The 26,243-nt window shown below is 55.1% G+C and carries 25 protein-coding genes; 13 read left to right on the forward strand and 12 right to left on the reverse strand.

Features of this window, described 5'->3' with window-relative positions; genetic code table 11:
• Positions 1-102: 102 nt before the first annotated feature.
• Both metK and B9K09_RS02105 read right to left on the reverse strand, forming a co-directional pair.
• Positions 103-1,293 (reverse strand): methionine adenosyltransferase, encoded by a 1,191-nt coding sequence (metK, locus tag B9K09_RS02100; protein ID WP_087515296.1) that lies wholly within the window; start codon positions 1,291-1,293, stop codon positions 103-105.
• Positions 1,294-1,305: 12 nt separating this feature from the next.
• A complete protein-coding gene (locus tag B9K09_RS02105) occupies positions 1,306-2,343 on the reverse strand; it encodes a metalloregulator ArsR/SmtB family transcription factor (protein WP_087515297.1) in 1,038 nt (345 codons plus the stop codon).
• A gap of 365 nt (positions 2,344-2,708) precedes the next feature.
• Between B9K09_RS02105 and tkt the strand changes: the two genes are divergently transcribed.
• The 9 genes from tkt (at position 2,709) to B9K09_RS02150 (ending at position 11,377) form a co-directional block, all read left to right on the forward strand.
• Positions 2,709-4,706: a transketolase gene (gene tkt, locus B9K09_RS02110; protein WP_087515298.1), complete on the forward strand. Its 1,998-nt coding sequence runs from the start codon at positions 2,709-2,711 to the stop codon at positions 4,704-4,706.
• Positions 4,707-4,788: 82 nt separating this feature from the next.
• Entirely contained in the window at positions 4,789-5,847 is a 1,059-nt protein-coding gene (gene epd, locus B9K09_RS02115; RefSeq protein WP_087515299.1) for an erythrose-4-phosphate dehydrogenase, read from the forward strand.
• A 4-nt stretch (positions 5,848-5,851) separates the two neighbouring features.
• Positions 5,852-7,030, forward strand: coding sequence for a phosphoglycerate kinase (locus B9K09_RS02120; RefSeq protein ID WP_087515300.1), 1,179 nt, complete (start codon positions 5,852-5,854; stop codon positions 7,028-7,030).
• Between the two features lie 69 nt (positions 7,031-7,099).
• Positions 7,100-7,294, forward strand: a complete 195-nt coding sequence (locus tag B9K09_RS02125) for a hypothetical protein (protein ID WP_256574187.1) — start codon at positions 7,100-7,102, stop codon at positions 7,292-7,294.
• Between the two features lie 268 nt (positions 7,295-7,562).
• Positions 7,563-7,889: an MliC family protein gene (locus B9K09_RS02130; RefSeq protein WP_087518947.1), complete on the forward strand. Its 327-nt coding sequence runs from the start codon at positions 7,563-7,565 to the stop codon at positions 7,887-7,889.
• 61 nt (positions 7,890-7,950) lie between these two features.
• Complete coding sequence (fba, locus tag B9K09_RS02135; protein ID WP_087515302.1) at positions 7,951-9,015, forward strand: class II fructose-bisphosphate aldolase; 1,065 nt, start codon at positions 7,951-7,953, stop codon at positions 9,013-9,015.
• 203 nt (positions 9,016-9,218) lie between these two features.
• Positions 9,219-9,662 (forward strand): hypothetical protein, encoded by a 444-nt coding sequence (locus B9K09_RS02140; RefSeq protein WP_087515303.1) that lies wholly within the window; start codon positions 9,219-9,221, stop codon positions 9,660-9,662.
• 26 nt (positions 9,663-9,688) lie between these two features.
• A complete protein-coding gene (locus B9K09_RS02145) occupies positions 9,689-10,819 on the forward strand; it encodes a PQQ-dependent sugar dehydrogenase (protein ID WP_087515304.1) in 1,131 nt (376 codons plus the stop codon).
• A 48-nt stretch (positions 10,820-10,867) separates the two neighbouring features.
• Positions 10,868-11,377, forward strand: a complete 510-nt coding sequence (locus B9K09_RS02150) for a M48 family metallopeptidase (protein ID WP_087515305.1) — start codon at positions 10,868-10,870, stop codon at positions 11,375-11,377.
• A gap of 13 nt (positions 11,378-11,390) precedes the next feature.
• On the opposite strand, the gene B9K09_RS02155 is transcribed toward B9K09_RS02150, so the two are convergent.
• The 4 genes from B9K09_RS02155 to B9K09_RS02170 all read right to left on the reverse strand — a co-directional run bounded on the left by B9K09_RS02155 (position 11,391) and on the right by B9K09_RS02170 (position 13,642).
• On the reverse strand, positions 11,391-11,954 hold the full coding sequence (locus B9K09_RS02155; RefSeq protein ID WP_087515306.1) for a hypothetical protein: 564 nt from the start codon (positions 11,952-11,954) through the stop codon (positions 11,391-11,393).
• A complete protein-coding gene (locus B9K09_RS02160; RefSeq protein ID WP_087515307.1) occupies positions 11,951-12,730 on the reverse strand; it encodes a DUF2092 domain-containing protein in 780 nt (259 codons plus the stop codon). Before B9K09_RS02160 ends, B9K09_RS02155 begins: the two co-directional genes overlap by 4 nt.
• An 88-nt stretch (positions 12,731-12,818) precedes the next feature.
• Positions 12,819-13,064, reverse strand: a complete 246-nt coding sequence (locus tag B9K09_RS02165; protein WP_087515308.1) for a DUF2789 domain-containing protein — start codon at positions 13,062-13,064, stop codon at positions 12,819-12,821.
• A 95-nt stretch (positions 13,065-13,159) separates the two neighbouring features.
• Positions 13,160-13,642 carry a GreA/GreB family elongation factor gene (locus B9K09_RS02170; RefSeq protein ID WP_087518948.1) on the reverse strand — a complete coding sequence of 161 codons (483 nt, stop codon included), beginning with the start codon at positions 13,640-13,642 and terminating at the stop codon, positions 13,160-13,162.
• Between the two features lie 180 nt (positions 13,643-13,822).
• Here B9K09_RS02170 and B9K09_RS02175 point away from each other — a divergent pair, with 180 nt between their 5' ends.
• A complete protein-coding gene (locus tag B9K09_RS02175) occupies positions 13,823-14,053 on the forward strand; it encodes a hypothetical protein (RefSeq protein ID WP_087515309.1) in 231 nt (76 codons plus the stop codon).
• Positions 14,054-14,088: 35 nt separating this feature from the next.
• Here B9K09_RS02175 and yccS read toward each other — a convergent pair whose 3' ends face one another.
• Positions 14,089-16,269, reverse strand: coding sequence for a YccS family putative transporter (yccS, locus tag B9K09_RS02180; RefSeq protein WP_087515310.1), 2,181 nt, complete (start codon positions 16,267-16,269; stop codon positions 14,089-14,091).
• A gap of 229 nt (positions 16,270-16,498) precedes the next feature.
• Here yccS and B9K09_RS02185 point away from each other — a divergent pair, with 229 nt between their 5' ends.
• The 3 genes from B9K09_RS02185 (at position 16,499) to ald (ending at position 19,210) form a co-directional block, all read left to right on the forward strand.
• A complete protein-coding gene (locus tag B9K09_RS02185) occupies positions 16,499-17,086 on the forward strand; it encodes a TetR/AcrR family transcriptional regulator (protein WP_087515311.1) in 588 nt (195 codons plus the stop codon).
• A 48-nt stretch (positions 17,087-17,134) separates the two neighbouring features.
• Positions 17,135-17,815, forward strand: a complete 681-nt coding sequence (locus tag B9K09_RS02190) for a glutathione S-transferase family protein (RefSeq protein ID WP_087515312.1) — start codon at positions 17,135-17,137, stop codon at positions 17,813-17,815.
• A 273-nt stretch (positions 17,816-18,088) separates the two neighbouring features.
• On the forward strand, positions 18,089-19,210 hold the full coding sequence (gene ald, locus B9K09_RS02195; protein ID WP_087515313.1) for an alanine dehydrogenase: 1,122 nt from the start codon (positions 18,089-18,091) through the stop codon (positions 19,208-19,210).
• A 29-nt stretch (positions 19,211-19,239) separates the two neighbouring features.
• On the opposite strand, the gene B9K09_RS02200 is transcribed toward ald, so the two are convergent.
• From B9K09_RS02200 to mdtD, 5 genes are all read right to left on the reverse strand, one after another.
• Positions 19,240-21,084 carry an SLC13 family permease gene (locus tag B9K09_RS02200; protein WP_087515314.1) on the reverse strand — a complete coding sequence of 615 codons (1,845 nt, stop codon included), beginning with the start codon at positions 21,082-21,084 and terminating at the stop codon, positions 19,240-19,242.
• Positions 21,085-21,225: 141 nt separating this feature from the next.
• Positions 21,226-22,446 carry an NAD(P)/FAD-dependent oxidoreductase gene (locus B9K09_RS02205; RefSeq protein ID WP_371917427.1) on the reverse strand — a complete coding sequence of 407 codons (1,221 nt, stop codon included), beginning with the start codon at positions 22,444-22,446 and terminating at the stop codon, positions 21,226-21,228.
• A gap of 33 nt (positions 22,447-22,479) precedes the next feature.
• Complete coding sequence (locus tag B9K09_RS02210; protein ID WP_087515315.1) at positions 22,480-22,941, reverse strand: DUF302 domain-containing protein; 462 nt, start codon at positions 22,939-22,941, stop codon at positions 22,480-22,482.
• Positions 22,942-23,072: 131 nt separating this feature from the next.
• Positions 23,073-24,452, reverse strand: a complete 1,380-nt coding sequence (gene dbpA, locus B9K09_RS02215; protein WP_087515316.1) for an ATP-dependent RNA helicase DbpA — start codon at positions 24,450-24,452, stop codon at positions 23,073-23,075.
• A 239-nt stretch (positions 24,453-24,691) separates the two neighbouring features.
• Positions 24,692-26,113, reverse strand: coding sequence for a multidrug transporter subunit MdtD (gene mdtD, locus B9K09_RS02220; RefSeq protein ID WP_087515317.1), 1,422 nt, complete (start codon positions 26,111-26,113; stop codon positions 24,692-24,694).
• Positions 26,114-26,243: the final 130 nt, after the last annotated feature.

Here is a 26,243-nt window from a genome sequence, read left to right on the forward strand (position 1 = left end):
CTACGCGCTGACCCCACACGCGGCAGCCCGACTTTTAATGGGGGCTGACGGGCCCGCCAAAAAAAAGCCCCGCACGAGGCGGGGCTTTCAGTGTTGCTTGAATTACAAGCCAGCAGCCGCGCGCAGGTCAGCAGCTCTGTCAGTACGTTCCCAGGTGAATGCGGTGAAGGTGTCGCCTTCAAAAGTCATTTCATACGGGTTGCGACCGAAGTGGCCGTAGGCAGCAGTTGGCTGGTACATCGGGTGCAGCAAATCGAGCATCTTGGTGATTGCGTATGGGCGCAGATCGAAGTGCTCGCGAACCAGCTGGATGATTTTGTCATCACTGATTTTGCCGGTACCGAAGGTGTTCAGCGAGATAGAGGTCGGTTGCGCTACACCAATGGCGTAGGACACCTGAATCTCGCAACGCTCAGCCAAACCGGCAGCAACGATATTCTTGGCAACATAACGGCCAGCGTAAGCAGCTGAACGGTCAACCTTGGATGGGTCTTTGCCGGAGAACGCGCCACCGCCGTGACGGGCCATGCCGCCGTAGGTGTCAACGATGATCTTGCGACCGGTCAAGCCGCAGTCACCAACCGGGCCACCAATCACAAAGTTACCGGTTGGGTTGATGTGGAACTGGGTGTCCTTGTGCAGTAATTCAGGTGGCAGCACGTGCTTGACGATCAGTTCCATCACGCCTTCGCGCAGGTCGTTGTAGCCAACTTCCGGGTTGTGCTGGGTTGACAGTACGATGGCGTCGATGCCGACCACTTTGCCGTTTTCATAACGGCAAGTGACTTGCGACTTGGCATCCGGGCGCAGCCAAGGCAGCAGGCCCGACTTGCGGGCTTCGGCTTGACGCTCAACCAGGCGATGCGAGAAGCAGATCGGCGCGGGCATCAATACGTCGGTTTCGTTGCTGGCATAGCCGAACATCAGGCCCTGGTCGCCAGCGCCTTGATCTTCTGGCTTGCTGCGGTCAACGCCTTGGTTGATGTCGATCGACTGCTTGCCGATGATGTTCAGTACGCCGCAGGTCGCGCCGTCGAAACCAACAGTCGAGCTGTCGTAGCCAATATCGATAATGACTTTACGAACCAGGTCTTCAAGGTCAACCCAGGCTGAAGTGCTGACTTCGCCGGCGATGATTGCCACACCGGTTTTGACCATGGTTTCACAGGCAACGCGGGCGTGTTTGTCTTTGCTGATGATTGCATCGAGCACTGCATCGGAAATCTGGTCAGCAATTTTGTCCGGATGTCCTTCAGACACAGACTCGGAGGTAAACAGGGAGTATTCGCTCATCTATCGGTCTTCCTAATTAATACCGGTGGGTGAGATCGGCTGCGGGCGGAAATCCGCTCTCAAGCCTGTGTAGTCATCGGGTTTGGCAAAGTGCCGCACCTGAATTTGGAATCCATTGCGTAGGCCAACATACAGGCTTTCACCCGGCGTCAGCCCTGCGGCGATAGCCCAATGGGCCAAATCGTCCTGTTCAAAGCCTAACCAGAGGTCACCGCAGGCCTGCCTGGCCCAGCTCTGGTTATGGCTGCATAACTCGGTTACCAACAAGCTGCCGCCGGGATTAACCTGCGCCGCTAGTTGTTTAAGCGCTTCCGCTGGCGCTGCGAAATGGTGAAGCACCATATTCAGCACCAAGCAGTCGGCGCTTGGGTATTGATCATTCAGCGCGTCAGCAAGCACCAATTGCACATTGCTCAAGCTGCTTTTGTCGCAAGTCAGGCGTGCTATTTCGAGCATTGCCTGGCTGTTGTCCAGTGCTGTCACCTGGCTAAAGCGGCTCGCTAACTCAGGCAGAAAGCCGCCGTCGCCAGGGCCTACTTCAATAACGCTCGCTGTGGCGGCAAAGCCCAGTGTATCCAGTACCGCCAGTACGCTATCGCGATACTGCGGCAGACCTGCAATCAAGTCCTGCTGGGCTTGAAAGTTATCCGCCATGCGGGCAAAAAACTCTTGGCTGGCGCTCGCCCGCTGGGCATGGACCGCAGCAATACGCGCTTGTACTTCGGCAGGTAACTCCAGCGCATCAACTTCATCGAGCATGGCGCTGTGTAACCGGCCGCCAAACCGTTTGTTATCAGCGAAGGCGCGACGATAAAAAATCGCATTGCCTTCGCGGCGTGTTGCAACCAACCCTGCTTGTGCCAGCACCTTCAAGTGGTGGCTCATGCCCGACTGGCCAATGGCAAATATCTGCGCCAGCTCAAGCACACCAAATGAATCGTTACTCAGTGCGCGCAGTACATTGAGGCGCAAAGGGTCACCGCCAGCTTTACACAAAGCGGCCAGTTCATCGGCTGGCTCAAAACGGAGCTGGGGTACACGCATGTTCATAGGGTGGGCAGTCTAAGCGGTCATTTTTCATACAGCAACAGCAATATCAAAATATTTTGATATTGCTGTTGTGGGTTGCGATTGGGCCGCTCTATATAAGGAGAGGGCCAAGTGTTTCGGAGTGTGTGGGCGACCCGACGCATCGGCAAGGCAGATGCTTGGACGTACGGGTCGAGAAAAACAGTGTGTGAGCATGCTTGCGTGCCATCAAGTGCGACAGATTTTCTGGTGACGGGGCAGAAAATCGACAAGATTGCGGCTTTTCCTTAAGTAATCACCGCTGCGCGACTATCTGTCATTGCCCCGCACTGCCTTGGTGGGCGAAAATGGGTGCCTTTTCCAATTTGTCCCTCAGGAGATCAGCGATGCCCAGCCGTCGTGAATGTGCCAATGCCATCCGTGCTTTAAGTATGGATGCCGTGCAGAAAGCCAACAGCGGCCACCCGGGTGCCCCAATGGGTATGGCCGATATCGCTGAAGTTTTGTGGCGCGATTACCTCAAGCACAACCCAAGCAACCCTGAGTTTGCCGACCGTGACCGTTTTGTACTGTCCAACGGCCATGGTTCGATGCTGATTTACTCGCTGCTGCACCTGACTGGCTATGACTTGGGTATCGAAGATATCAAGCAATTCCGCCAGATGGGCAGCCGCACTCCAGGTCACCCTGAATATGGTTACACCCCAGGCGTTGAAACCACCACCGGCCCGCTGGGTCAGGGGATTGCCAACGCTGTAGGTTTCGCCATCGCCGAAAAAGTCTTGGCTGCGCAGTTCAACCGCGACGGCCACAAGATTGTCGACCATTACACCTACGCCTTTATGGGCGACGGCTGCATGATGGAAGGCATCTCCCACGAAGTGTGCTCGCTGGCCGGCACCTTGGGTCTGGGTAAGCTGATTGCTTTCTACGATGACAACGGTATTTCCATCGACGGTGAAGTTGAAGGCTGGTTCAGTGACGACACACCGAAGCGTTTTGAAGCCTACGGCTGGCAAGTGATCCGCAATGTTGACGGTCACGACGCTGAAGAAATCAAGATCGCTATCGAAACTGCACGCAAAAGCGAGCAACCAACGCTGATCTGCTGCAAAACCATCATTGGTTTTGGCTCGCCGAACAAGCAAGGTAAAGAAGATTGCCACGGCGCTGCACTGGGTAACGATGAAATCGCGCTGACCCGCGCAGCGCTAGAGTGGAACCATGGCCCATTTGAAATTCCGGCGGATATCTACGCCCAGTGGGATGCCAAGCAAGCGGGTGCTGCTGTTGAAGCAGAGTGGGATAAGCGTTTCGCCGCTTACGCCGCCGCGCATCCAGAGTTGGCCAGCGAGTTGAAGCGTCGCATGGCCGGTGAGTTGCCCGCTGATTTCTCCGAGAAAGCCGCTGCCTACATCACTGAAGTTGCGGTCAAGGGCGAAACCATTGCCAGCCGTAAGGCCAGTCAGAACACCCTAAATGCTTTCGGCCCACTATTGCCTGAAATGCTAGGTGGTTCGGCAGATTTGGCGGGTTCGAACCTGACCTTGTGGAAGGGTTGCAAGGGCGTGTCGGCTGAAGATGCCTCCGGTAACTACATGTATTACGGCGTTCGCGAGTTCGGCATGAGCGCGATCATGAATGGTATTGCCCTGCACGGTGGTTTCGTACCGTACGGCGCAACCTTCCTGATCTTCATGGAATATGCGCGCAATGCCGTGCGTATGTCGGCGCTGATGAAGAAGCGCGTGCTGTATGTATTCACCCACGACTCAATCGGTCTTGGTGAAGACGGCCCGACCCACCAACCAGTCGAGCAACTGACCAGCTTGCGCTCTACTCCGAACCTCGATACCTGGCGTCCAGCCGATGCGGTTGAGTCGGCAGTGGCGTGGAAATACGCAATCGAGCGTAACGACGGTCCATCGGCGTTGATCTTCTCGCGTCAGAATCTGCCGCACCAAGGCCGTGATGTCGCCCAGTTGAGCGACATTGCCCGTGGCGGTTATGTGCTGAAAGATTGCGATGGCGAGCCAGAGCTGATCCTGATCGCCACCGGTTCGGAAGTCGGCCTGGCGGTCGATGCCTACGAAAAACTGACGGCTCAGGGCAAAAATGTTCGTGTCGTTTCGATGCCATGCACCAGCGTTTTTGACGCGCAGGAGGCAGGCTACAAACAGGCAGTATTGCCGGTCCAGGTTGGCGCGCGTATCGCCATCGAAGCTGCTCACGCAGACTTCTGGTACAAATACGTCGGCCTTGAAGGTCAGGTCATCGGCATGACCACCTTTGGTGAGTCAGCACCGGCGCCCGCGCTGTTCGAGCACTTTGGTTTCACAGTTGAAAACATTCTGGAAACCGCTGCCGAGATGCTTGAAGGCTAACGGACTGTGTACGCGCAAGTTAGCCAGTGTTGCTGGCTAACTTGCAGTCTATTCCCGCACCTTGTCGAGAGCTGAACTCAGCATGTCCAAGCGTCCTTACAGAATTGCACTGAATGGTTACGGCCGCATTGGCCGTTGTGTGCTGCGTGCCTTGCACGAGCGCGGGGAAGGGGGTGGCATTGAAATTGTCGCGCTCAACGACCTGGCTGATCAGTCGAGCATTGAATATCTGACACGCTTTGATTCAACCCACGGGCGCTTTCCCGGTGAGGTTCGAGTTGATGGTGACTGTCTGCATATCAATGGTAATTGCGTGAAAGTGCTGCGTGGGGAAACCCCGGAAAGCATCAACTGGACTGCTCTGGATATCGACTTGCTGCTCGAATGTTCGGGGCAATACACCACCCGTATGGACGTGCAGCGTTTCATCAATGCCGGTGCTCCACGGGTGTTGATGTCGCAACCGATGGCCAGCGAAGCTGATGCCGATGCGACAATCGTATTCGGCGTTAACCAACATGCATTGACCGGTGCTGAGCGTCTGGTTTCCAACGCCTCATGTACCACCAACTGCGGCGTGCCGCTGTTGAAGGTGCTGAACAAGGCGGTGGGTATCGAATATGTTTCGATTACCACTATCCACTCGGCGATGAATGATCAGCCGGTTATTGACGCTTATCATCATGAAGATCTGCGCCGCACGCGTTCGGCGTTTCAGTCAGTAATTCCGGTGTCTACAGGCTTGGCCCGTGGCATTGAGCGATTAATGCCGGAACTTGCTGGGCGGATCCAGGCCAAAGCTATACGCGTGCCGACGGTTAACGTGTCTTGCTTGGATATCACTATTCAAACTGCACGTGATACCAACCCCGAAGAAATTAATCGGGTGTTGCGCGAAGCTTCAGAGGCTGGGCCGCTGCAAGGTTTGCTGGCCTACACTGAATTGCCACACGCCAGTTGCGACTTCAACCACGACCCGCACTCGGCGATTGTTGATGGTAGCCAGACCCGGGTTTCCGGGCCGCGCTTGGTCAACATACTGACGTGGTTCGACAACGAATGGGGCTTTGCTAATCGCATGCTCGACGTTGCTCAGCACTATTTGAATGTTTCCACCCAAACAGCCCCTATGAAGGACTGAATAAATGGCTTCTGCTTTTAAACCCGTAGTGAAAATGACCGACCTTGATCTGCAAGGTAAACGCGTACTGATTCGCGAAGATCTCAATGTGCCGGTAAAAGACGGTGTTGTAAAAAGTGACGCCCGCATTCTGGCCTCATTGCCAACCATCAAGTTGGCGTTGGAAAAAGGCGCGACAGTGATGATCTGCTCGCACCTTGGCCGCCCGACCGAAGGCGAATACTCCGAGGAAGACAGCCTCAAGCCAGTGGCTGATTACCTGAGCAAGGCGCTCGGTCGCGAAGTCCCGCTGGTCAAGGATTACCTCGGCGGTGTTGAGCTGGCAGCCGGTGATGTGGTGCTTCTGGAAAACGTGCGTTTCAACGCCGGTGAAAAGAAGAATACTGACCAGCTGGCACAGCAATATGCCGCTTTGTGTGATGTCTTCGTGATGGACGCTTTTGGTACGGCTCACCGCGCTCAGGGTTCGACCCACGGCGTAGCCAAATTCGCCAAAGTGGCTGCAGCTGGCCCGTTGCTGGCCGCTGAGTTGGAAGCCCTGGGCAAAGCCCTGGGTAATCCAGCCAAGCCAATGGCCGCAATCGTTGCCGGCTCCAAGGTTTCGACCAAGCTTGATGTACTTAATAGCCTCAGCGAGATTTGCGATCAGTTGATCGTCGGCGGCGGTATTGCCAATACCTTCCTTGCTGCTGCGGGTTTCCCAGTCGGTAAGTCGCTGTATGAAGCGGATCTGGTCGCAACTGCCAAAGCTATCGCCGCCAAGGTCAGCGTGCCGTTGCCGGTTGATGTGGTAGTCGCCAAGGAGTTCGCTGAGTCTGCAGCGGCTACGGTTAAGCTGGTTGCCGATGTAGCTGAAGACGACATGATTCTCGACATCGGCCCGCAAACCGCTGCGCAGTTTGCTGAACTGCTCAAGTCATCCAAGACTATCCTGTGGAATGGCCCTGTCGGTGTGTTCGAGTTCGACCAGTTTGGTCAAGGCACTAAAACTCTGGCCTTGGCCATTGCTGAAAGCCCTGCGTTTTCGATCGCAGGCGGTGGCGACACCCTGGCGGCAATCGACAAATATGCAGTTGCCGACAAGATCTCATACATCTCCACCGGTGGTGGTGCGTTTCTTGAGTTCGTTGAAGGTAAAGTATTGCCTGCAGTAGAAATGTTGGAGCAGCGCGCCAAAGGCTAAATCTGGCTCTGCGGCTTAGGAACACAGACCCAGCAGGAGCTGGGCTAAATTGATAAGGAGTAAGTTACGATGCGAAATATAATGGTTCTGTTGGCTTCAACCACTTTGCTGGCCGGTTGCATGAATGAGGCGCGTCACGAGCGTGTCTGTGAAATATTCAGCCCTGCCAACATCGAGTCACCGACGGAAAACCAGGATATACGTATCGAAACGCAGAGCACCGGCGATCCAACCGGCACCTCTTATGAAGAAACCAATTGCTAATTGTTTGGCTCATAAAGCGGGCGGTGTGATGTTGAGGTCGCTAAGTGTCTTGGCTCTGTTGACGGTTGCTTGCTTGACTGTCGCGGCCTGTAGTTCGGCTACGATCGACCACGATCAAGGCTGTGATGTTGTGTATATGCAGCCTGAACGACCAGCGGTGACATATGACCGATATAGCCGTGATGGGGTTAGTCGGCATGTGCTGCAGCACGAGGTTCCTGCTGCGGGTCCTGAACTGATGAATGATTGCTAAGGAACCCATGCGATGATTAAGGCACTCTGCGCCGCAGTTGTGTTCTCAGGTTTAAGCCTGGTCGCGGGATGTGCGACTGAGCAGCCGACCGACACATGGACGCGCTGGGTTTGTGACAGCCAGGCTGAAGTGCTCTGGCGCTTTACTGACTCGTCGCAAGATGCCGTCGATGTGCGGCTTGGTGGTGGTGATATTGTTCACCGCCTAGAGCGTCAGCCTTCCGGCTCTGGCGTTATGTACAGCGATGCAATGTTGACCTTTCATACCAAAGGCAACGAAGGTTTGGTTTACCGTACAGCCACTGATGATTTGATTGGTCGGGGCTGTAAAGCACCTTTATAAGTAAGCCTGCCTTAACCGCAGGCTTTAATGATGAATGAGCCCAATTGGGAGACAGGAAAATATGGCACTTATCAGCATGCGCCAGATGCTCGACCACGCCGCCGAATACGGTTATGGCGTACCAGCATTCAACGTTAACAACCTTGAGCAGATGCGGGCCATTATGGAAGCCGCTGACAAGACTGATTCCCCGGTTATCGTTCAGGCTTCGGCGGGCGCACGCAAATACGCTGGCGCGCCTTTCTTGCGTCATCTGATTCTTGCCGCCATCGAAGAATTTCCGCACATTCCGGTGTGTATGCACCAGGATCACGGCACTAGCCCGGGTGTGTGTCAGCGTTCGATTCAACTGGGCTTCAGCTCGGTGATGATGGACGGCTCGTTGAAAGAAGACGGCAAAACCCCGGCCGACTACGACTACAACGTCCGTGTGACCCAGGAAACCGTCGCCATGGCTCACGCCTGTGGTGTCTCGGTTGAAGGTGAGCTGGGCTGCTTGGGCAGCTTGGAAACCGGTCAAGCTGGTGAAGAAGATGGTATTGGCGCCGAAGGTATTCTTGATCACAGCCAGATGCTGACTGATCCGGAAGAAGCGGCTGATTTCGTTAAGCGTACCCAGGTCGATGCCTTGGCCATCGCTATCGGTACCAGCCACGGTGCTTACAAATTCACCAAGCCGCCTACCGGCGATATTCTGGCGATCGACCGAATCAAGGCGATCCACCAGCGTATTCCCAATACCCATTTGGTCATGCACGGTTCATCTTCGGTGCCGCAGGAGTGGCTGGCGATCATCAACCAGTACGGTGGCGATATCAAAGAAACCTACGGCGTGCCGGTTGAAGAAATTGTTGAAGGCATCAAGCATGGTGTGCGTAAGGTCAACATCGATACTGACTTGCGTCTGGCGTCGACCGGTGCCATGCGTCGCATGATGGCTGAACAGCCGAGCGAGTTCGATCCGCGTAAATTCTTCGGTAAAACCGTCGAAGCCATGCGTGATATTTGTATTGCTCGCTACGAAGCCTTCGGCACTGCGGGTAATGCATCGAAGATCAAGCCCGTCTCGCTCGAAGCAATGTTTCAACGTTATGCAAGCGGTGAGCTGGCCTCGAAGGTCAAGTAAAGCGCCTGAAACATCCAAGAAGCCCGCAATTGCGGGCTTTTTTGTGCCTGGCGCATAACAAATCGACGCGTGCTGCAGTGATTTATCTGCGTATTTTATGACCGCCGAGGACTTTACGAAAAACCATGTAAAACTCCTAACGCCCCTCTTGCGCGGGTCTGGCTCATACTTGCCGGACAATTCGTTCAGGATGTTCTCATTTTATGCCCAACAACTCGCGAGTCTTGCTGCAGTTTGTCCTCGCTGTGTTGGTGACGACGCTGGTGGGAAGCATTTTACAAACGCAGTACAACCTCGCTCAGTTGCAGGCCTTGGGTGCTCCGATGCCAATCGATGTGCGCGTGCAAAGCACCTGTTTGGATGTTCTGAGATTTAGCCCGGTATTTGCGATTTTAGTGTTGTTGGGTTTTGCCGCCGCCTTACCTGCCGCGGCATGGATGAGTGCAAAAGTGCCGGCTGCACGCTGGACGTTGTTTGCGTTAGCTGGCGCTCTGGCAATTTTGTTGGGCCTTACGCTGGCGAATGCGGCATTGCCTATGCCGACCTTCATTGGGGCAAACCGCACGCTGGCGGGCACTTTGGGTTTGATGGCCAGCGGCAGCGTAGGTGCCTTGTTTTTCGCCATCCGCTGCCGGACTACCGAGTAGTTTTGCGTCTACTAAAAGGTTTTACCATGATCAATAAAGCACGTAGCCATTTCGCCAAACCGCTGTATGGCGCTGCAATATTGCTCGCCTGCTTTTGGCTGAGTCCAGTGTCAGCCACCACTGATTATCGTATCGAGACCTTCACCGAAGGGCTTGAGAACCCCTGGGCGATGGCATTCTTGCCCGACGGACGCATGTTAGTCACCGAGCGCGCAGGGCGCCTGCGTATCATTGCGGCGAACGGTCAGTTGCAAGCGCAACCTGTTGCTGGTTTGCCCGAGATATATGCCACCTCGCAGGCAGGCTTGCTGGAAGTAAAGCTGGACCCTGAGTTCAGCACTAATCAGCGAATATTTATCAGCTATTCCTATGGCGATCGCGACGCCAACAACACGCGCCTTGCCAGTGCCAGGCTGGTTGATAACCAGTTGCAGGATCTAAAGACGATATTCACGGCCCTGCCTGCTAAAGCCGGAAGCTCGCACTACGGTGGCCGGATCGCTTTTCTGCCGGATAACAGCCTCCTGTTAACTTTGGGCGATGGCTATGACTACCGCGAAGAAGCACAAAACCTAAGCAATCATCTGGGTAAAATTATCCGGATCAACCGCGACGGCAGCGTGCCTGCGGATAATCCGTTTGTTGATGTCAAAGACGCGGCTCCGGAGATATACAGCTACGGCCATCGCAATGTGCAAGGCATTGTCTATGTGCCGGAACTCAAGCGTATCTACAGCCACGAGCACGGCCCTAGAGGCGGTGATGAGCTGAACTTGATCAAGCCTGGAATCAATTATGGCTGGCCGCTTATCACCTACGGCGTTGATTACAACGGCGCGCAAATCTCTCCTTACACTGAGCTTGAGGGGTTGGAGCAACCACTGTTGCAGTGGACACCCTCAGTTGCGCCGTCGGGTCTGATGGTCTACAGCGGTTCGCGTTTCAAGTACTGGCAGGGCGATTTGTTTGCTTCGACGCTGGCGGAAAAAAGCGTCAGGCGTATCCGCATGAAAGACGGCATGTTGGCAGGTCAGGAAGTGCTGTTTGAAGAACTTGATGAGCGTATTCGCGCGGTATACGGCGGCCCGGATGGGTATATCTATCTGCTCACCGACAACCCGCAAGGGCGGGTGCTCAAGGTCATACCGACTGAGTGAGGCGTTGCGGCATAATGGTCTGTATTCCGTACGCTGAAAGCCGTGACCATGACGCCGCTTAAATACCTGCAAGCTTATCCTGCCGCGCTGCAAGACCAGGTTCGCCAGTTGATCGATCAAGGTCGTCTGGGTGATTACTTGGCGCAGCGTTACAGCGGCAAACACAGTGTGCAGAATGACAAAGCCCTGTACGCCTACACCATCGGGCTGAAACAGGAACATCTGCGCAATGCACCGAGTATCGACAAGGTGTTGTTTGATAACCGTCTCGACCTGACGCACCGTGCGCTGGGTCTGCACACCGCTATTTCACGGGTGCAGGGTGGCAAGCTCAAAGCCAAAAAAGAGATTCGCGTAGCGGCGCTATTCAAAGAGGCTGCTCCGGAGTTTTTGCACATGATCGTGGTGCACGAATTGGCCCACCTGAAAGAATCCGAGCACAACAAAGCGTTCTACAACCTTTGCGAATACATGCTGCCGGGTTATCAGCAAATTGAATTCGATCTGCGTGTGTATCTGACTTGGCAGGAGCTCAACCGCCAGCTCCCTGACGGTTGAGCCTACAGTTTATTTACGGATTATTGACGACTACGTACACCACGGTGTTGTTGTCCCACTGCGGCTGGTAGTACTGGTTGTTGCAATAGTAGTACTCGTTTCCATGGCGATACACCTGCTGGCAGTTGGGCGGTAGGCTGTTGATCATCGAGCCGATGGCCAAGACGCTACCAGTGACAATTGCTGCAGTGGCCACCGGATGACGATGATCGACATCGACGTCAATATCCCAATCGCCACGGCCATTATGGTCAACGTCGATATCTACATCTTCGTCCCAGCCCCAGCCGTGATGATCAACATCAATGTCGACGTCGCCGCGGCGATAGTCGCGATTGTTATTGATGTTGACGTTTTTATTGATATTGACGTTGTTGTTACGCCTGACCGGTTGATTGTTGCGATTGATATTGCGGTTCTGCTGCACGCGGGGAGCGTTTGCCATCCGCGCATTACTGATCGAACTGTGCGCTCTGACCCCACCACCATGACCCGCGAGGCGGGCGGCTTCAGCAACGGAGACGCTGAATATGAGCAATAACAGGGTCGCGCAGCCAAGGCACTTTAGGCTGTTCATGGCTGTGGCTCCTTTTTGGGTGCTACGCGGTCAGAGGTAAAAGGGATGCGGGTGGCACCTTTTCCGGCAACGAAGGTGAAGTGATCGGCGGCAAATTTGACGTCTGTTTTCCACTTCATGGTCGCTTGATACTGTGGGTCGCCCACTGTGTAACGCGTTGTAATCACCAGTTTGCAAGGTAACGCCTGCTGGCCTTGGCTGACCCAGAGTTGCCAGTCGATATTGGGTTCGCGAAAAGCCAGGTGATCACAGGTTTGTCCGTCAATCTGCTCGCTACCGACCAGCAAACCGCGCTTAACCCCAGCTAGAAATTGCTCTTGCAGACCTTGGCTGAGGAAATCGATTAGCGGAATTTCAACATCATGCGCAATCAGTCCATTTACCAGTTGCTTTAGCGTTGCGGGGGCTGGTGTTTGCGCGTAGTAGCCTTCTTCGAGGCTGGATAAGGTCAGGGTTTTGCCATCGTAGACATAGAGTCGTGGTGTTTCGCCGCTAATCTGCGCCTTCAAGTGCATGGGCGGCTGCACATCAAGCGTTGCCTGGCTGTTGCGTTGCAGCTTGTATCCATAGTCGAGGACTTCATCCTGGCTCGACTGCACACTTACGGAGTACTGCTTGAGCGCACGCAGGCTATTGCGCATGCGTTCATAAACAGCCTTGGCTTCGGCTGTTACTGCGCTTTCAGGGGCTTCTTCAGCTTCGGCTGCTAGCGCCTGTGGGCCAAATACAGATAAGCACAGGGCCAGGCACAGTCGCGTATGGCGTGGGGCGTTCATACAGGCTCCAGCAATCTAAATGGATAGCTGTTGAAGCGTAGCCCAGCATTGCTCTACCTGTTATGTGGCCCGGCTGTGATTTGAGCGCTTATTTGGGACGCGCGCCACGCAGCATCAGATTCAGTTGGTCAACGATTTCAGCCCAGTCGGCATCTTCACGTATTTCTTCACGCAGAAATGCAGCTTGGGACTTGCTCCAAAAGCTTGCATCGGCCAGTACGCAGTCTTCCGGCAACGGTGAGTGAGTACTGATGAATGCGTCGATGCTGGCTGGGTCGTTGTCTAAACCCAGTTGTGCAAACAGGCTGGGTAGATCATGAACGGGCGGCTCCATGGTGTCGTCCTCCGGCAATAATGTTGGCACTGCACTGAAAAGATTAGCGCAGTCTGCCCTGTTGGTAAGTCACTGGACTAACTTACTGGGCTAAGTTATTGGACCCAGAGAATCTCGAAGTGTTGCGTGCTATTGGCAATTCTCAAACTGACATCATCACCAACAGTTTTGCCGAGCAAGACTTTACCCAGCGGCGCTTCATGGCTGATCACCTGAATGGTCTGGCCGTCATGCAGCAGTTTCATGCTGGCGCCGTTGGGACCAAGCAGCAGTAATTGCTCGGTTGCATGTTCGTCCACCAGGCAAATAAGTGCGCCAAGTGCGATGCCGGATTCTTCTGCGAAAGGGCGCAGGTTTAGCTGGCGCCACATGGCGATGGCCTGGCGGATAGCCTCGACCCTGCGCGCTTGGCCGGTCGCCAGGTAGGCGGCTTCAAGGCCCAGAGTGTCATATTTGTTCTCGGCTATATTCTCTTCATGGGTCGCGGTTTCATGTGCCACCTGTGCCGCGTGCGCCGCAGCTTGCAGGTCTGCCTCAAGACGCGTCAGTACGAGTTGTTGCAGCAGTGATTTATCTATCAAGTTTGGCTACCGAGTGAGCGCGCAGAACAATCGCGCAGGGTAACGGAAATAAGCAGCGTGGGGGAGCATTGTCAGGCATCTTGCACCAAGGTCTAGTGTTGCCAGGTCGATGCTTGGACGATAGTTGATAACTGCTGAAAACTACTGCGCTGGAGATGCCCAGCCGGAGGACGATTGATGGACCTGTTACGTGCAATTGGTTTTTGTTTTTTAGGTGTAGTGGTTCCGCTGGGAGCACTGCTGGCGAGTAATCCTTCGGGAATAGCGCAGTGGTTGTCCGAGTTATTCGGCGCTGAAGTCACCCGCGCTGCGCTGGGTATCGGCTTTTTAGCCTTGGCAGCTATTTGTCTGAAAATTGACTTGACCATTCGCCGCCGTGCGCAAGCGGCCAAGGCCAAGTTGGCTTGATTTTTCAGGCCAGTAAATACGGCCTCGCAGCATCCTTAACTGGGTGTTTTTACGCCCTTAAGCAAGTGCGCCGAGGCTGTGCGTAGTGGTCCAAGCTGCTGGCTGATCAGGGCTAGCTGGGTTTGCACTAAACGCTGCTGGTCATCCAGCTCATCAGAAATTTGCTCCAGCTCAAGCGCAAGCTTTTCTTCGGCGTCGCTGTGAATCGCCACCCCAGACTTCTCACTCAAGCCCTTGGCAATTTCATCGAGGCTGGCAGCCAGTTGCTCGGCACTGGTTAGCAGGTGCTGCTGGTTTTCATCCAACTTAATCTCGCCACGGTGCGCACCCAAGCCCGACAGGTAGCTGAGCAGCGTGTGCGATAACACCAGAAAACGAAAACCTATGTCGGACTCTTTGCGAAAGTGCCCCGGCTCCATCAGCATGTTGGCCAGCGTGGTCGACAGGGCAGCATCGGCGTTATGGGCATTGCGCCGCGCCAACCGGTAACTGAGGTCGTCACGTTTACCCTGTGCATATTGCTGAATGATCTGTCGCAGATAAGTGCTGTTGCAGCTCAGGGTTGTGGCGATCATGCGGTTAAGGCTGCGGCCTTGCCAGTCCGGCAGAATCAGGAACACCGCTAAACCTGCAATCAAACTACCGATCAAGGTATCGACCAAGCGCGGAATAAACAGCCCGTAGCCGTTGCCTACCTGGTTGAAGCAGAACAACACCAGCAGGGTAATTGCGGCGGTTGCCAGCGTGTAGCGGCTGGTCCGGGTGGCGAAAAAGGCAACGCCAGCGGCCACCGCAAACAGTGATTGGATCAGTGCGTTTGGAAAGAGATCAAACAACGCCCAGCCAATCAGCAAGCCGAGCACGGTGCCACTAATGCGCTGCACCAGCTTGCGCCGCGTTGCGCCATAGTTGGGCTGGCAGACAAATACCGTCGTCAGCAATATCCAGTAGCCTTGCGCCGGGTGAATCCAGTTGAGCACTGCATAACCAACGGTCAGGGCCACCGCTAAACGTAAGGCGTGGCGAAATAGAAATGAGCTGGGCGTGAGCTGAGCACGGAAGCGGTTAAGCACGTCTTTGAACGACTGTGGTTCACGGTCAAGCAGGCTGCTGTCTTGCTCGTCAGCCAGTGCATCGGGGTTGCTGGCATTGCTGAACAAGTTGTCCAGCGTGCCGAGGTTATTGGCTAGAGCATTGAGCGAGCGCAGCAAATGTCGGCGTGGCGGGTTGGTTTGCTGTTGCAGGTATTCGAGCGAGTCGTGCAAGTCAGTCAGCGCTTGGCTGCACAGCTCACGAAACAGATATGGCTGACGCAGTTCGATCGCTTCAGCCAGTCGCTCGCAGGCCTCGCCATGCAGCCGCAATAGACGCTGGCAGCGAAACATCACATCGCTGTGGAAAAACGCTTCGGCCAATTCGTTGTAAGGATAGTGCGATGAGCTGGCGCGTTCATGAATATCCTGCGCCAGAAAATACAGCTTTAAGTAGCGGCTGACTTTGCGCCCGGCACGCCCACTTCCCACTCGATGCAGGAGTATTTCCTTGGTGGCATTGAGCGCGGCGACTACTTGACCGTTTTGCTTGGCCAACGCGAGCCTGCGTTCTTCAACATCAAGTTGACGCAATGGCTCGAACAGCGCTGCTTTAAGTTTCAGGTAGCGTCCAAGCTCTCGAAATAACTTGGCCAAGCTCAGTTGCACCGGTTGATTGGAGAATATCGCGTGCCAGAACACCGAGAGCAAGCCATACCATGCTGCGCCCGCAACCAAGAGCAAGGGTTGCAGAACCGAGCCACTGGTGCCGCCGCGTTGTTCGACACCGATCATGCTGTAGATCGCCAGAATCAGTGTCGCCGAGCCGAGCGTTGCATAGCGCTCACCCAGTGCGCCAAGCATGGTCAAAGAGAAGGCGGAGGCGGCGAGTGCGGCGGCGAATAACCACGGGTAGGCAAAGACCCATTCCACGGTCAACGAGGCGGCACTGAAGCAACCCAAGGTGACCAGTAGTGCGGTCAAGCGGCCTTGCCAACTGTCATCCGTTTCAGCCAGTGCGCTGGCGATAACCCCGAGAAACAGTGGAATCAGCGCGTGCATCTGGTCTTGCGACCAGCACAGGATCAAGCTGCCACTTAGCGCGATAAACACTCGTAAGCTGTAGCTGAATTTGTCCAATGCCCAAAGGCGGCGCAAGGATTGGCGAAATGAAGGGCGAGTCATTGGCTGGCCTTAATGCGTAAATGAGCGACTGAAAACTAGTGCCTGGGTATTACCGTAGCTCGTTGCTTTTTTCAGGGGCTCCTAAGTAATCGCAGATTAACGGATCAGTTATGACGAGTGCTATGGGTTGGGCGATACAAGCGTGGGATCCAGCAGGCCGGCAGGGGTGAGTTACAGGTTGGGGTGAGCTGAGCTTGATATTTGGGACTGATCGGTTCTAAATGGATAAATGAATCGCGGACGCCCCAGATCATTCTGCCCTGAGCAAGCCTTGGAAAATGCCATGCAGGTGTTTTGGCAGCGTGGCTATGAAGCCACGTCGCTGCAAGACTTGCTCACTGCTACTGGTTTGTCGAAGAGCAGCCTATATCAAACCTACCCCAGTAAGCTGGCCTGGTTTGAAGCCGCTTTTGCGCGTTATTGCCACAACCGTCAACAACTGTTGCTTGAGTTGTTGGAGCAATCAAGCTCGCCGCTCGACTATATACGCAGTCGTTTGCTCGGTGTGCTTGATGACGATGGTCTGGACGGCATACCGCGCGGTTGCATGTTGGTGAATGTGGCCAATGAGTTTTCACTTAATCAACCCAGCATCGCGTTGCTGATGAAAAAGGCCACTGAGGGGGGGGCTCAGGTACTGACCACTGCACTCAAGCGCGCTCAAGCGCTAGGCGAGTTGGATGCTCAGGCTGACACCGAAGCCTTGGGGTTTTATCTGCAATGTGTAATCAGCGGTTTGCGCACGCAAGTGAAGTCGGGTTTATCGGCCGATCAAATAAAGGCGACTGTGACCCATGTGATGAACAGCCTTAACTAACCCTTTAAGCAAAATATGGATTGATTGTCCTTAAACTGGGAGTTGAACATGCTCGAACTATTCGAACTTCGTGGTGCCGATTCAGAGATTTTATTCTCGCCGTATTGCTGGCGGGTACGCTTGGCACTGGCCCACAAAGGTTTGCCATTCAAGGGTAATCCGCTGCGTTTTACTGACAAAGAACCACTGGCTTGCTCGGGCCAGGGTTTGGTCCCGGTGATCCGCGATGGTGAAAAAGTGGTGAACGACAGCGTAGCGATTTTCCAGTACTTGGACGCCACTTATCCTGAGAAAACCCTGTTGGGTGACTCACTGGCTGCCAATCGCGCACGTTTGCTGGAAAAGCTGATTTTTACTGCGGTGCGCATGCCGCTGCTGAAAATACTGGTTCCCCGTGTATTTGTGGCCATTGATAATGCGGATAAAGACTACTTTCGCAGCAGTCGTGAAAAGGCCCTGGGCATGAGCTTGGAAGCGTTCGCCGATAGACAAGCCGGTCTTGATGCATTTGTTTCAGCAGTTGCACCGCTGGAAGCATGGCTCCAAACGCAGGAGTATCTTGATGGCGAGCAACCTGCAGGCACCGACTACCTTGTCGCCGGTTTGTTTTTCTGGGCATGGTGCCTCGGTGAGCAGCCATGGACGCCTGGGTCTGCAGTTGATGCCTGGTTTCAGCGAATCCTGAAACAGTATGAAGCTCAGTTCGGAGCGGTAAAGCGCGCGGCCTGAACCGAGCGTAGGCAAATCCTGGTTGATCTGTATGGCTGGTCTGTATTTAACGGCCTCAAGGTCAGCCGTTTTCTTGGTCAACGGCGCGTGGGCTGCTGGACAGGTTTCGCGCCGTCTTTATTGCAGGTTGCCTCACCCATTTCGTGCTGAATAAATGCTGGTTTTAGGTGTTTTAACTGAAATCAATCGCTAATTCAGACTGGCTCAAACCTCAGCTTCTCTAAACTTAAAGTGCACGATATCGACTCACTAGACCCCCTTCAGGAGGTGGCTATGCGTATTGGCGTACCCAAAGAAATTAAGAACCATGAATACCGTGTCGGCCTGACACCCCATTCGGTGGCTGAATTGACAGCCTTGGGTCATGAGCTGCTGGTCGAAACCCAAGCCGGAGCGGCAATTGGTTTCAGCGATGCCGATTATGTCGCTGCTGGTGCGCAAATAATGACCAGCGTTGACGCGCTATTTGCCGATTCGCAGTTGATCGTCAAGGTCAAGGAGCCGCTGGCGGAAGAACGTGCCCGACTGCGTCCTGAACACACATTATTTACCTATCTGCACTTGGCTCCGGACCGCGCCCAAACCGACGATTTAATGGCCAGTGGTGCCACCTCCATTGCCTATGAAACCGTGACTGATGCTCATGGCCGCCTGCCCTTGTTGGCGCCGATGTCAGAAGTTGCAGGGCGCATGTCGATCCAGGCTGGTGCTAATTGTTTGGAAAAAGCCAAGGGCGGTCGCGGTGTTTTACTGGGTGGAGTACCGGGAGTTGCGCCAGGTAAAGTCGTGATTCTCGGTGGTGGCGTGGTGGGTAGCCATGCCTTGGCTATGGCGGTTGGTCTTGGCGCGGATGTCACGGTGCTGGATAAAAGCGTTGATGCGCTGCGCCGGCTGGACTCGCTTTACGGTAACCGTATAACCACCTTGTATTCGACGGGTTCGACCCTGCGTGAGCAGATTCTAGCGGCTGACCTGGTAATCGGAGGGGTACTTATTCCGGGCGCTGCCGCACCGAAGTTGATCAGTGCAGAGATGGTCAAACAGATGCAGTCAGGTGCAGTGCTGGTGGATGTCGCCATTGATCAGGGCGGCTGTGCTGAAACCTCCAAAGCCACCACTCACGCAGATCCAACCTACGTGGTCGATGATGTGGTGCATTACTGCGTGGCCAATATGCCCGGTGCTGTTGCGCGTACGTCGACGCTGGCGCTCAATAACGCGACCCTGCCGTTCGTTATCGAGCTGGCACAAAAAGGTACACGTCGCGCCCTTCAAGAGAACCTGCATCTGTGCAGCGGTCTCAGTGTCTCCAAAGGCGTGATTACCTGTGCCAGTGTGGCAGAGGCGCATGGCCTGGAATATCACTCAGCCGCCAGCGTGCTTGAGCACCTCTGAGCCTGTAGTTTGGCTAAGTAGCTTGGCCGTTACAGCGGCCAAGCCCAAAGCAGCATTGGCACGCTGAGCGCCACCACGACAATTTCCAGTGGTAAGCCGAGGCGCCAGTAATCACCGAAGCGAAAACCACCGGGGCTTAGAATCAAGGTGTTGTTCTGGTGTCCGATTGGTGTCAGGAAGGAACACGAGGCGCCAATGGCCACCGCCATCAGCAATGGGTCTGAATTGACCTCGAGCTGATTGGCCAGGCTCAGCGCAATCGGGCACATAACCGCCGCGGTAGCAGCGTTGTTCATAAAGTCAGAAAGGGTCATGGTGACGATCAGCAGCACCGTTAGCACCACGATTGGTTCCCCTTGGGCAATGTGCTCCATCAACAGGCGGGCCAGTAAGTCAGCCGCCCCGGTTGATGACATGGCTCCAGCCACAGGTATCAACGCGCCGAGCAAGACAATCACTGGCCAGTCGATTGACTCGTAGAACGAGCGCAAAGGCACCACGCGCATCACCATAAACACCAGCACGCCACAGGCGAAAGCCACCGCCGCAGACAATAAGCCGAAGGCTGAAAGGGCAATTGCGACGACCATCACGCCAATCGCTAATCCTGCTTGGCCGGGGTTAGGAATACTGATTGCGCGGTCGGCCAGGGGGACACAGCCGTAGTCAGCTGCGAACTCGGCAATATCTTCCAGCGAGCCCTGCATCAGTAATACATCGGCACTCTGGATTTGTGTCGAGCGCAGGCGTTTTATTGAGCGGTGGCTTTGTCTGGAAATGGCTAACAGATTGATCGAATAACGGCTGCGCAGTCGCGTACCGCTGGCGGTACGACCGATCAGTTGGGCGTCAGGTCTAACCAGTAACTCTTGCAATATGCTGGCTTCACCATTGTCCTTTTTGTCTGATTCAGCTGCGTCTGCTTTATCGTCGTCGCCTGCTTCGCGCTCGTTCTTGGGATCGGCTTCTTTGTTCTTTTTGGCTGAGTCGCTGGCTTCCAGTGTCAGGCCAAGATTGCTCAACACGCTGCCTAGAGACTCGGGCTCAGCCTCAATTACCAGCACATCATCAATCTCAAGTACGCGCCGTGGGTTGGGGGCTGATAAGCGCATTTTGTTGCGCACCATTGCAACAATTTGCGCATCAGCTTCCTCCAGCGACTGCTCGACTTCACGGATGCTTTGGCCAATGGCCTTGCCGCCCTTGACCACGCGCGCTTCGGTGAGATAAGTGCCGGTTTCGAAGCTTGCTGCGTTGCCGACTTGGCGTTTTGGCACCAGTCTCCAGCCAATCAGCAAAATAAAGGCAATACCGATCAGCGCAACAGGAACACCGACCATGCTGAAATCAAACATGGCAAACGGGCCCGCATCGGTTTTGGCGCGAAAGCTGGAGACAATCAAGTTAGGGGGCGTGCCGATCAAGGTGGTCATGCCGCCAAGAATGGTGCCGAAGGCCAGCGGCATCAGAACTCGCCCGGGCGGTAACGATTGTTTGTTGGCAACCTGCAAGGCTATGGGCATCAGCAGCGCCAGTGCGCCGACATTGTTCATAAAAGCCGACAGCACGGCGCCTAAACACGTCAGGGCTGTCATCGTCATCATTGGCCCAGCCTTGCTGGGTATCACTCGCTGCGCCAGCGCATCAACCGCACCGGTGATCTGCAGGCCATAGCTGAGCACCAACACACAGGCAACAGTGATTACTGCCGGATGGCCGAAGCCAGCAAAGGCGTTCTGGTCGGCTACCAAGCCGCAGATAACACAGGCTAATAAGGCGCCGAGCGCGACGATGTCATGCCGCCAGCGTCCCCAGATAAACAAACCCATGGTTATGGCGAGAATGGCAAAGATCAATCCTTGGTCTTGAGTCATGTAGCGATCAATCCTGTGTAGGTCGAACAGCAGTCGGCGAGACACTCTTGCTACAAATACTCTATCTACTAAAGCAGATTGCGCAGTTAAACGGCAGTTCCATGCTGCTTGGATTATTTAGGGAATCTCTGAAAAAGGCGACTATGCGTATTGCGCTGCCGCATAACCGGACGCCCATGCCCACTGAAAGTTAAAACCGCCGAGATGTCCGGTGACATCCAGCACTTCACCAATGAAGTAAAGACCAGGCGACTTTAGTGACTCAAGGGTTTTTGATGACACCTCACGTGTGTCGATCCCGCCCAAGGTGACTTCTGCCGTGCGATAGCCTTCAGTGCCAGCCGGCACTAATTGCCAGTCTGATAACGCCTCGGCAATGGTTTTAAGCTCGCTCGGGGTGTACTGCTTCATCGGTTTTGAGACAAACCAGTTGTCGGCAAGCAACCCCGCCATCTTCTTGGTGAAGAGCTCTGCCAGCAGAGTTTTAAGCTCGCTGTTGGGGCGTTCGCTCTGCTGCGTGGCCAGCCATTGGGGCAAATCAATATGCGGCAACAGGTCGATTGTTATGCGGTCACCGGGTTGCCAATATGAGGATATTTGCAAAATCGCCGGGCCGCTCAGCCCACGGTGAGTGAACAGGATATTTTCGCGAAAGCTGGTGCCATTGCAGCTGACCAAGCAATCTTCAACCGAAGTCCCAGACAGTTCTGTGCACAGGGTTTTCAGTTGAGGGTCGGTAATGGTGAACGGCACCAGACCTGCACGGGTTGGCAGAAGCTCATGGCCAAACTGCTTGGCGACCTGATACCCAAAACCAGTGGCACCTAAAGTTGGGATGGAAAGGCCACCAGTGGCGATAACCAACGACTGGCATTGGACGGTGCCGATAGAGGTTTCGAGGCTGTAGCCTTGTTCCTGCTTGCTGATGGTTTTGACTGAAGTCTCAAGACGCAGATCAACGCCTACCGCTTCGCACTCGGACAAAAGCATTTGCAGAATGTCGCTGGACTTGTTGTCGCAAAACAGCTGGCCAAGTTTCTTCTCGTGATAAGGCACGCCATGCTTGGCGACTAAACCGATGAAGTCCCACTGGCTGTATCGCGCCAACGCGGATTTGCAGAAGTGTGGGTTGCCGGAAAGAAAGTTGCCCGGCTCGCAATACATATTGGTGAAGTTGCAGCGCCCGCCACCAGACATAAGGATTTTCTTGCCCGCTTTATTGGCGTGGTCGAGCAGCAGCACGCTGCGGCCACGGCCAGCCGCAGTGAGGGCGCACATAAGACCGGCCGCACCGGCACCGATGATGACAACATTTGCAGCGAGCACAGCAACTTCCTCAACCCAGAGACACAGTGCGCGCATATTACCCGAAGGCGCTATGCGCGTATCACTGGATCACGGTGCTTGAGGCGCGACGGTCTCATCAGCAATGGCCTGCAGAACAGTTTGCAGCTTGGTAATCACCGGGCAGTCGCTGGCCCCGTGACGGGCGCCGATATAAGCCGGATCGTTATAACCCACCCAGACTTGCTCGGATGCGTCCTGCCAGACCAGTACTTTGAGCGGTAAATCAATTGCCGAGGTTTGCGCGCACTCCATCAGCGGTGTGCCGCCTTTGGGGTTACCGAATATCAGTAGCTGGGTTGGGCGTAGGGCCATATCGACTTTGGCTGCGCCGGCGGCATGATCAACTTTGGCAAAAATAGTCAGCTCACGGGTGGTGACTGCATGCTCGACGCGTTGCATGGTCTTGCTGACGTTGTAGGGACTTTTCAGCGTAATGAGACCGTCGGCTGCATAGCTCATCGAGCTGATCGTCATGAGGATCAAGGTTGTAAAGAATTTGCGCAAATTCACGTGCTACTCCTGCCTTGATTGGAGAGTCCATCAAGGCTATAGAGCGAGCAGTGACCGTTTTGTTTCAGCGCTCGACGGGCAAGCTGAAACAACGGTTGTTATTGGCGCGCGCCGACGCGCCAATAACAGGTTCAAAGCGCGCGAATGCGCAGGGTGCGGCCCTTGATTTTGCCGTCGCTAAGGCGCTTGAGTGCCTGTTTGGCAACACTGCGCTCGACTGCCACGTAAGCCTGGAAGTCAAAAATAGCGATCTTGCCGACCTGAGTGCCAGGAATACCGGCATCGCCGGTCAGGGCACCGAGAATGTCACCGGGGCGCAACTTGTCTTTACGCCCGGCGCCAATGCACAGAGTGATCATCGGTGGCTGCAGCGGGTCGCCAGCCATGGGCTTGAGGCTGCTCAGCGGGTGCCAGTTCAGCGCACCTTGCTGGAGCTTTTCAATTGCTTGGGCACGGTGTGCTTCAGGCGGTGCAACAAGGCTTACGGCAACGCCTTTGGCTCCTGCGCGACCGGTACGGCCGACGCGGTGAATATGGGTTTCAGAATCACGCGCCAGTTCAACGTTGATCACCATGTCGAGGGCGTCGATATCCAAGCCGCGAGCCGCAACATCGGTTGCCACTAAAACGCTAAGGCTGCGGTTAGCAAACATCGCCAGCACTTGATCGCGATCACGTTGCTCAAGGTCGCCATTCAGAGCGCCTGCGGATATACCGCTGGCGGCAAGGTGATCGACCACTTCCTGGCATTGCTGTTTGGTGAAACAGAAGGCCACGGCCGATTCTGGACGAGCGCTGGCCAACACCTTGACCACGGCGTCCATGCGCTCCTCTGGAGAGATTTCGTAGAAGCGCTGCTCGATTTGCGTGTCATCGTGCATGGCTTCAGCTTTTACCCGCTGCGGGTCACGCATAAATGAGGCCGACAATTGTTTGATGGCGCTCGGGTATGTGGCTGAGAACAGCAGTGTCTGGCGGCGATCTGGTGTGTAGCCGATAATCTCGGCGATGCTGTCGTAGAAGCCCATGTCGAGCATGCGGTCGGCTTCGTCGAGGATCAGCGTATTGAGGCCATCGAGTTTCAATGTGCCCTTGGCCAAGTGCTGTTGAATGCGACCCGGTGTGCCGACGATGATCTGTGCGCCGTGCTCCAGCGAGCCGATTTGTGGGCCAAACGGCACGCCGCCACACAAAGTCAGCACCTTGATGTTGTCGGCGCCGCGGGCCAGACGGCGAATCTCTTTGGCCACCTGGTCGGCCAATTCGCGAGTTGGGCACATCACCAGCGCCTGGCAGCCAAAGAAGCGCGGGTTCAGCGGGTTGAGCAAGCCAATACCGAAAGCGGCGGTTTTACCACTGCCGGTTTTCGCTTGGGCAATCAGGTCCATACCTTTGAGTATCACCGGCAGGCTTTGCGCTTGAATTGGGGTCATCTGCGCATACCCGAGGGACTCGAGATTCGCCAGCATGGCGGCGGAAAGCGGCAGAGATGAAAAAGCGGTGTTAGTCACGGTACAGACCTGCAAAAACGAAATGGCGCGCAGTGTAACAGGTGCAGCGTCCCGCACTGTGGTTGGGCCGACCGAAGTGCTTGAAAAGAGTTGACGCTGCCTGAAGGTTTTCTAGTCTGCGCGCGTCGCCGAATTCTACTGCGGGCTCAACAACGGGAGCTGGTAATGGACGACTTAACCCGGTGGTTGCGGGAGCAGCCGCAGGTGATGCTGCTCGATTAGCTGAATATTGCAGCGATTTAATCCTGCGGATCGTGCGCGGGGTCAGCACGTCTTGGCTGACGCCCCTCGGCTGGGGACAACTGCAAAAATATCGCGGCTGCGAACATTGAAAGTAACCCGATGCACAAATAAGTGGCTTTGAACGCCCACACAACAGCATCGGGATCGCCTTTGCTCTCTGCGGTGAACCCGCTCAGCAGGGCCGCTGCCGCAGCAATTCCGATACTCATCGACAGTTGCACCACAACAGAGAGCAAGCCGTTGCCGCTGCTCGCCTCGTCATCACGCAAATCGATCAAGGTGACGGTATTCATCGCGGTGAACTGCAATGAGTTGAAGGCACCGATGAGTGACAGTTGAATGATCAGTTGCACCGGTGAGCTATTCGCATCAACCAAGGCCATGCTGGCGATCAGCGCACCAAGCAGCAAGGTGTTGCCGGTGAGAATGCGTCGATAACCGAGGCGATCAATCAGCGGTTTGGCCAGCGGCTTCATAAGCATCGCCGCGAGTGCCAGCGGGATCATGCTCATGCCCGCTTGCGAGGGTGAATATCCCATGGCCAGTTGCAGCAGTAGCGGCGTCAGAAACGGTAATGAACCACTGCCTAAGCGAGCGAACATATTGCCCAGAATACCCACCGCGAAGGTGCGGGTGTTAAAGAGCTTGGGCGAGAACAGCGCATTTTCCGTGCGCCCTGCACGCAACCAATACGCCGCCAGGCAGGCCAGGCCGCCAAGCAACAGCAGCATCACCCGCACATGCGCCATGCCCAGCTCACCCAAACCTTCAAGGGCGATGGTGATCAGCACCATAGAGGCGCCAAACAAGATGAAACCAATCGCATCAAAGCGGGTGCGTTTAGGTCCGCGTAAGTCCGGCATCACCTTGAATGCTGCCCAGCAACCCAGCGCACCGACCGGCAGGTTGATGAGAAATATCCAGTGCCAGCTGGTGTATTCAACCAGCCAGCCACCCAGTGTCGGGCCAATTAACGGGCCGAGCAGGCCGGGCAGGGTGATGAAGCTCATAATCCGCACTAGATCGCTACGCGGATACGCGCGCAGCACCACCAAGCGCCCAACTGGCATCATTAAAGCGCCGCCCAGGCCCTGAATTACCCGGGCACCGATCAGCATATTGAGTGATTGGGACAGCGCGCAAAGCAATGAGCCGACGCTGAACAAGAGAATGGCCCCAAAGAAAATCCGCCGGGTGCCAAAGCGATCGGCAATCCAGCCGGATGCCGGAATCAATAAGGCCACGGTCAGCATGTATGCAATGACCACCGACTGCATGCGCAGTGGGTCTTCGGCCAGATCATGAGCCATGCTCGGTAGGGCGGTATTGAGAATGGTGCCGTCCAGCGTTTGCATAAAAAACGCGATGGCAACAATCCAGGGCAACAGGCGGGCGGTGCGGGGATCAAGCGGCAGCATAGTGAACCTCAGTCACAGCAAACCCCTACAACTGTAATGCAATATTGTAGCTAATGTTGGCAATGCCTTGTTTTAGACAGTCTGCCTGGAACGGCTGGGCGTTCTCAACCATTTAATGCGAACGCACCCG

The organism is Pseudomonas sp. M30-35, from assembly GCF_002163625.1.
Classification (GTDB): Bacteria; Pseudomonadota; Gammaproteobacteria; order Pseudomonadales; family Pseudomonadaceae; genus Aquipseudomonas.

Coding starts and splice junctions, on each gene's coding strand:
- mdtD (WP_087515317.1), bottom strand. CDS start 26,113: ATGCTGCCGCTTGATCCCCGCACCGCCCGCCTGTTGCCCTGGATTGTT.
- B9K09_RS02140 (WP_087515303.1), top strand. CDS start 9,219: ATGCCCAACAACTCGCGAGTCTTGCTGCAGTTTGTCCTCGCTGTGTTG.
- B9K09_RS02165 (WP_087515308.1), bottom strand. CDS start 13,064: ATGGAGCCGCCCGTTCATGATCTACCCAGCCTGTTTGCACAACTGGGT.
- metK (WP_087515296.1), bottom strand. CDS start 1,293: ATGAGCGAATACTCCCTGTTTACCTCCGAGTCTGTGTCTGAAGGACAT.
- B9K09_RS02160 (WP_087515307.1), bottom strand. CDS start 12,730: ATGAACGCCCCACGCCATACGCGACTGTGCCTGGCCCTGTGCTTATCT.
- B9K09_RS02120 (WP_087515300.1), top strand. CDS start 5,852: ATGGCTTCTGCTTTTAAACCCGTAGTGAAAATGACCGACCTTGATCTG.
- B9K09_RS02105 (WP_087515297.1), bottom strand. CDS start 2,343: ATGAACATGCGTGTACCCCAGCTCCGTTTTGAGCCAGCCGATGAACTG.
- fba (WP_087515302.1), top strand. CDS start 7,951: ATGGCACTTATCAGCATGCGCCAGATGCTCGACCACGCCGCCGAATAC.
- B9K09_RS02185 (WP_087515311.1), top strand. CDS start 16,499: ATGAATCGCGGACGCCCCAGATCATTCTGCCCTGAGCAAGCCTTGGAA.
- B9K09_RS02205 (WP_371917427.1), bottom strand. CDS start 22,446: ATGCGCGCACTGTGTCTCTGGGTTGAGGAAGTTGCTGTGCTCGCTGCA.
- B9K09_RS02125 (WP_256574187.1), top strand. CDS start 7,100: ATGCGAAATATAATGGTTCTGTTGGCTTCAACCACTTTGCTGGCCGGT.
- yccS (WP_087515310.1), bottom strand. CDS start 16,269: ATGACTCGCCCTTCATTTCGCCAATCCTTGCGCCGCCTTTGGGCATTG.
- ald (WP_087515313.1), top strand. CDS start 18,089: ATGCGTATTGGCGTACCCAAAGAAATTAAGAACCATGAATACCGTGTC.
- B9K09_RS02155 (WP_087515306.1), bottom strand. CDS start 11,954: ATGAACAGCCTAAAGTGCCTTGGCTGCGCGACCCTGTTATTGCTCATA.
- B9K09_RS02145 (WP_087515304.1), top strand. CDS start 9,689: ATGATCAATAAAGCACGTAGCCATTTCGCCAAACCGCTGTATGGCGCT.
- B9K09_RS02200 (WP_087515314.1), bottom strand. CDS start 21,084: ATGACTCAAGACCAAGGATTGATCTTTGCCATTCTCGCCATAACCATG.
- epd (WP_087515299.1), top strand. CDS start 4,789: ATGTCCAAGCGTCCTTACAGAATTGCACTGAATGGTTACGGCCGCATT.
- B9K09_RS02150 (WP_087515305.1), top strand. CDS start 10,868: ATGACGCCGCTTAAATACCTGCAAGCTTATCCTGCCGCGCTGCAAGAC.
- tkt (WP_087515298.1), top strand. CDS start 2,709: ATGCCCAGCCGTCGTGAATGTGCCAATGCCATCCGTGCTTTAAGTATG.
- B9K09_RS02175 (WP_087515309.1), top strand. CDS start 13,823: ATGGACCTGTTACGTGCAATTGGTTTTTGTTTTTTAGGTGTAGTGGTT.
- B9K09_RS02190 (WP_087515312.1), top strand. CDS start 17,135: ATGCTCGAACTATTCGAACTTCGTGGTGCCGATTCAGAGATTTTATTC.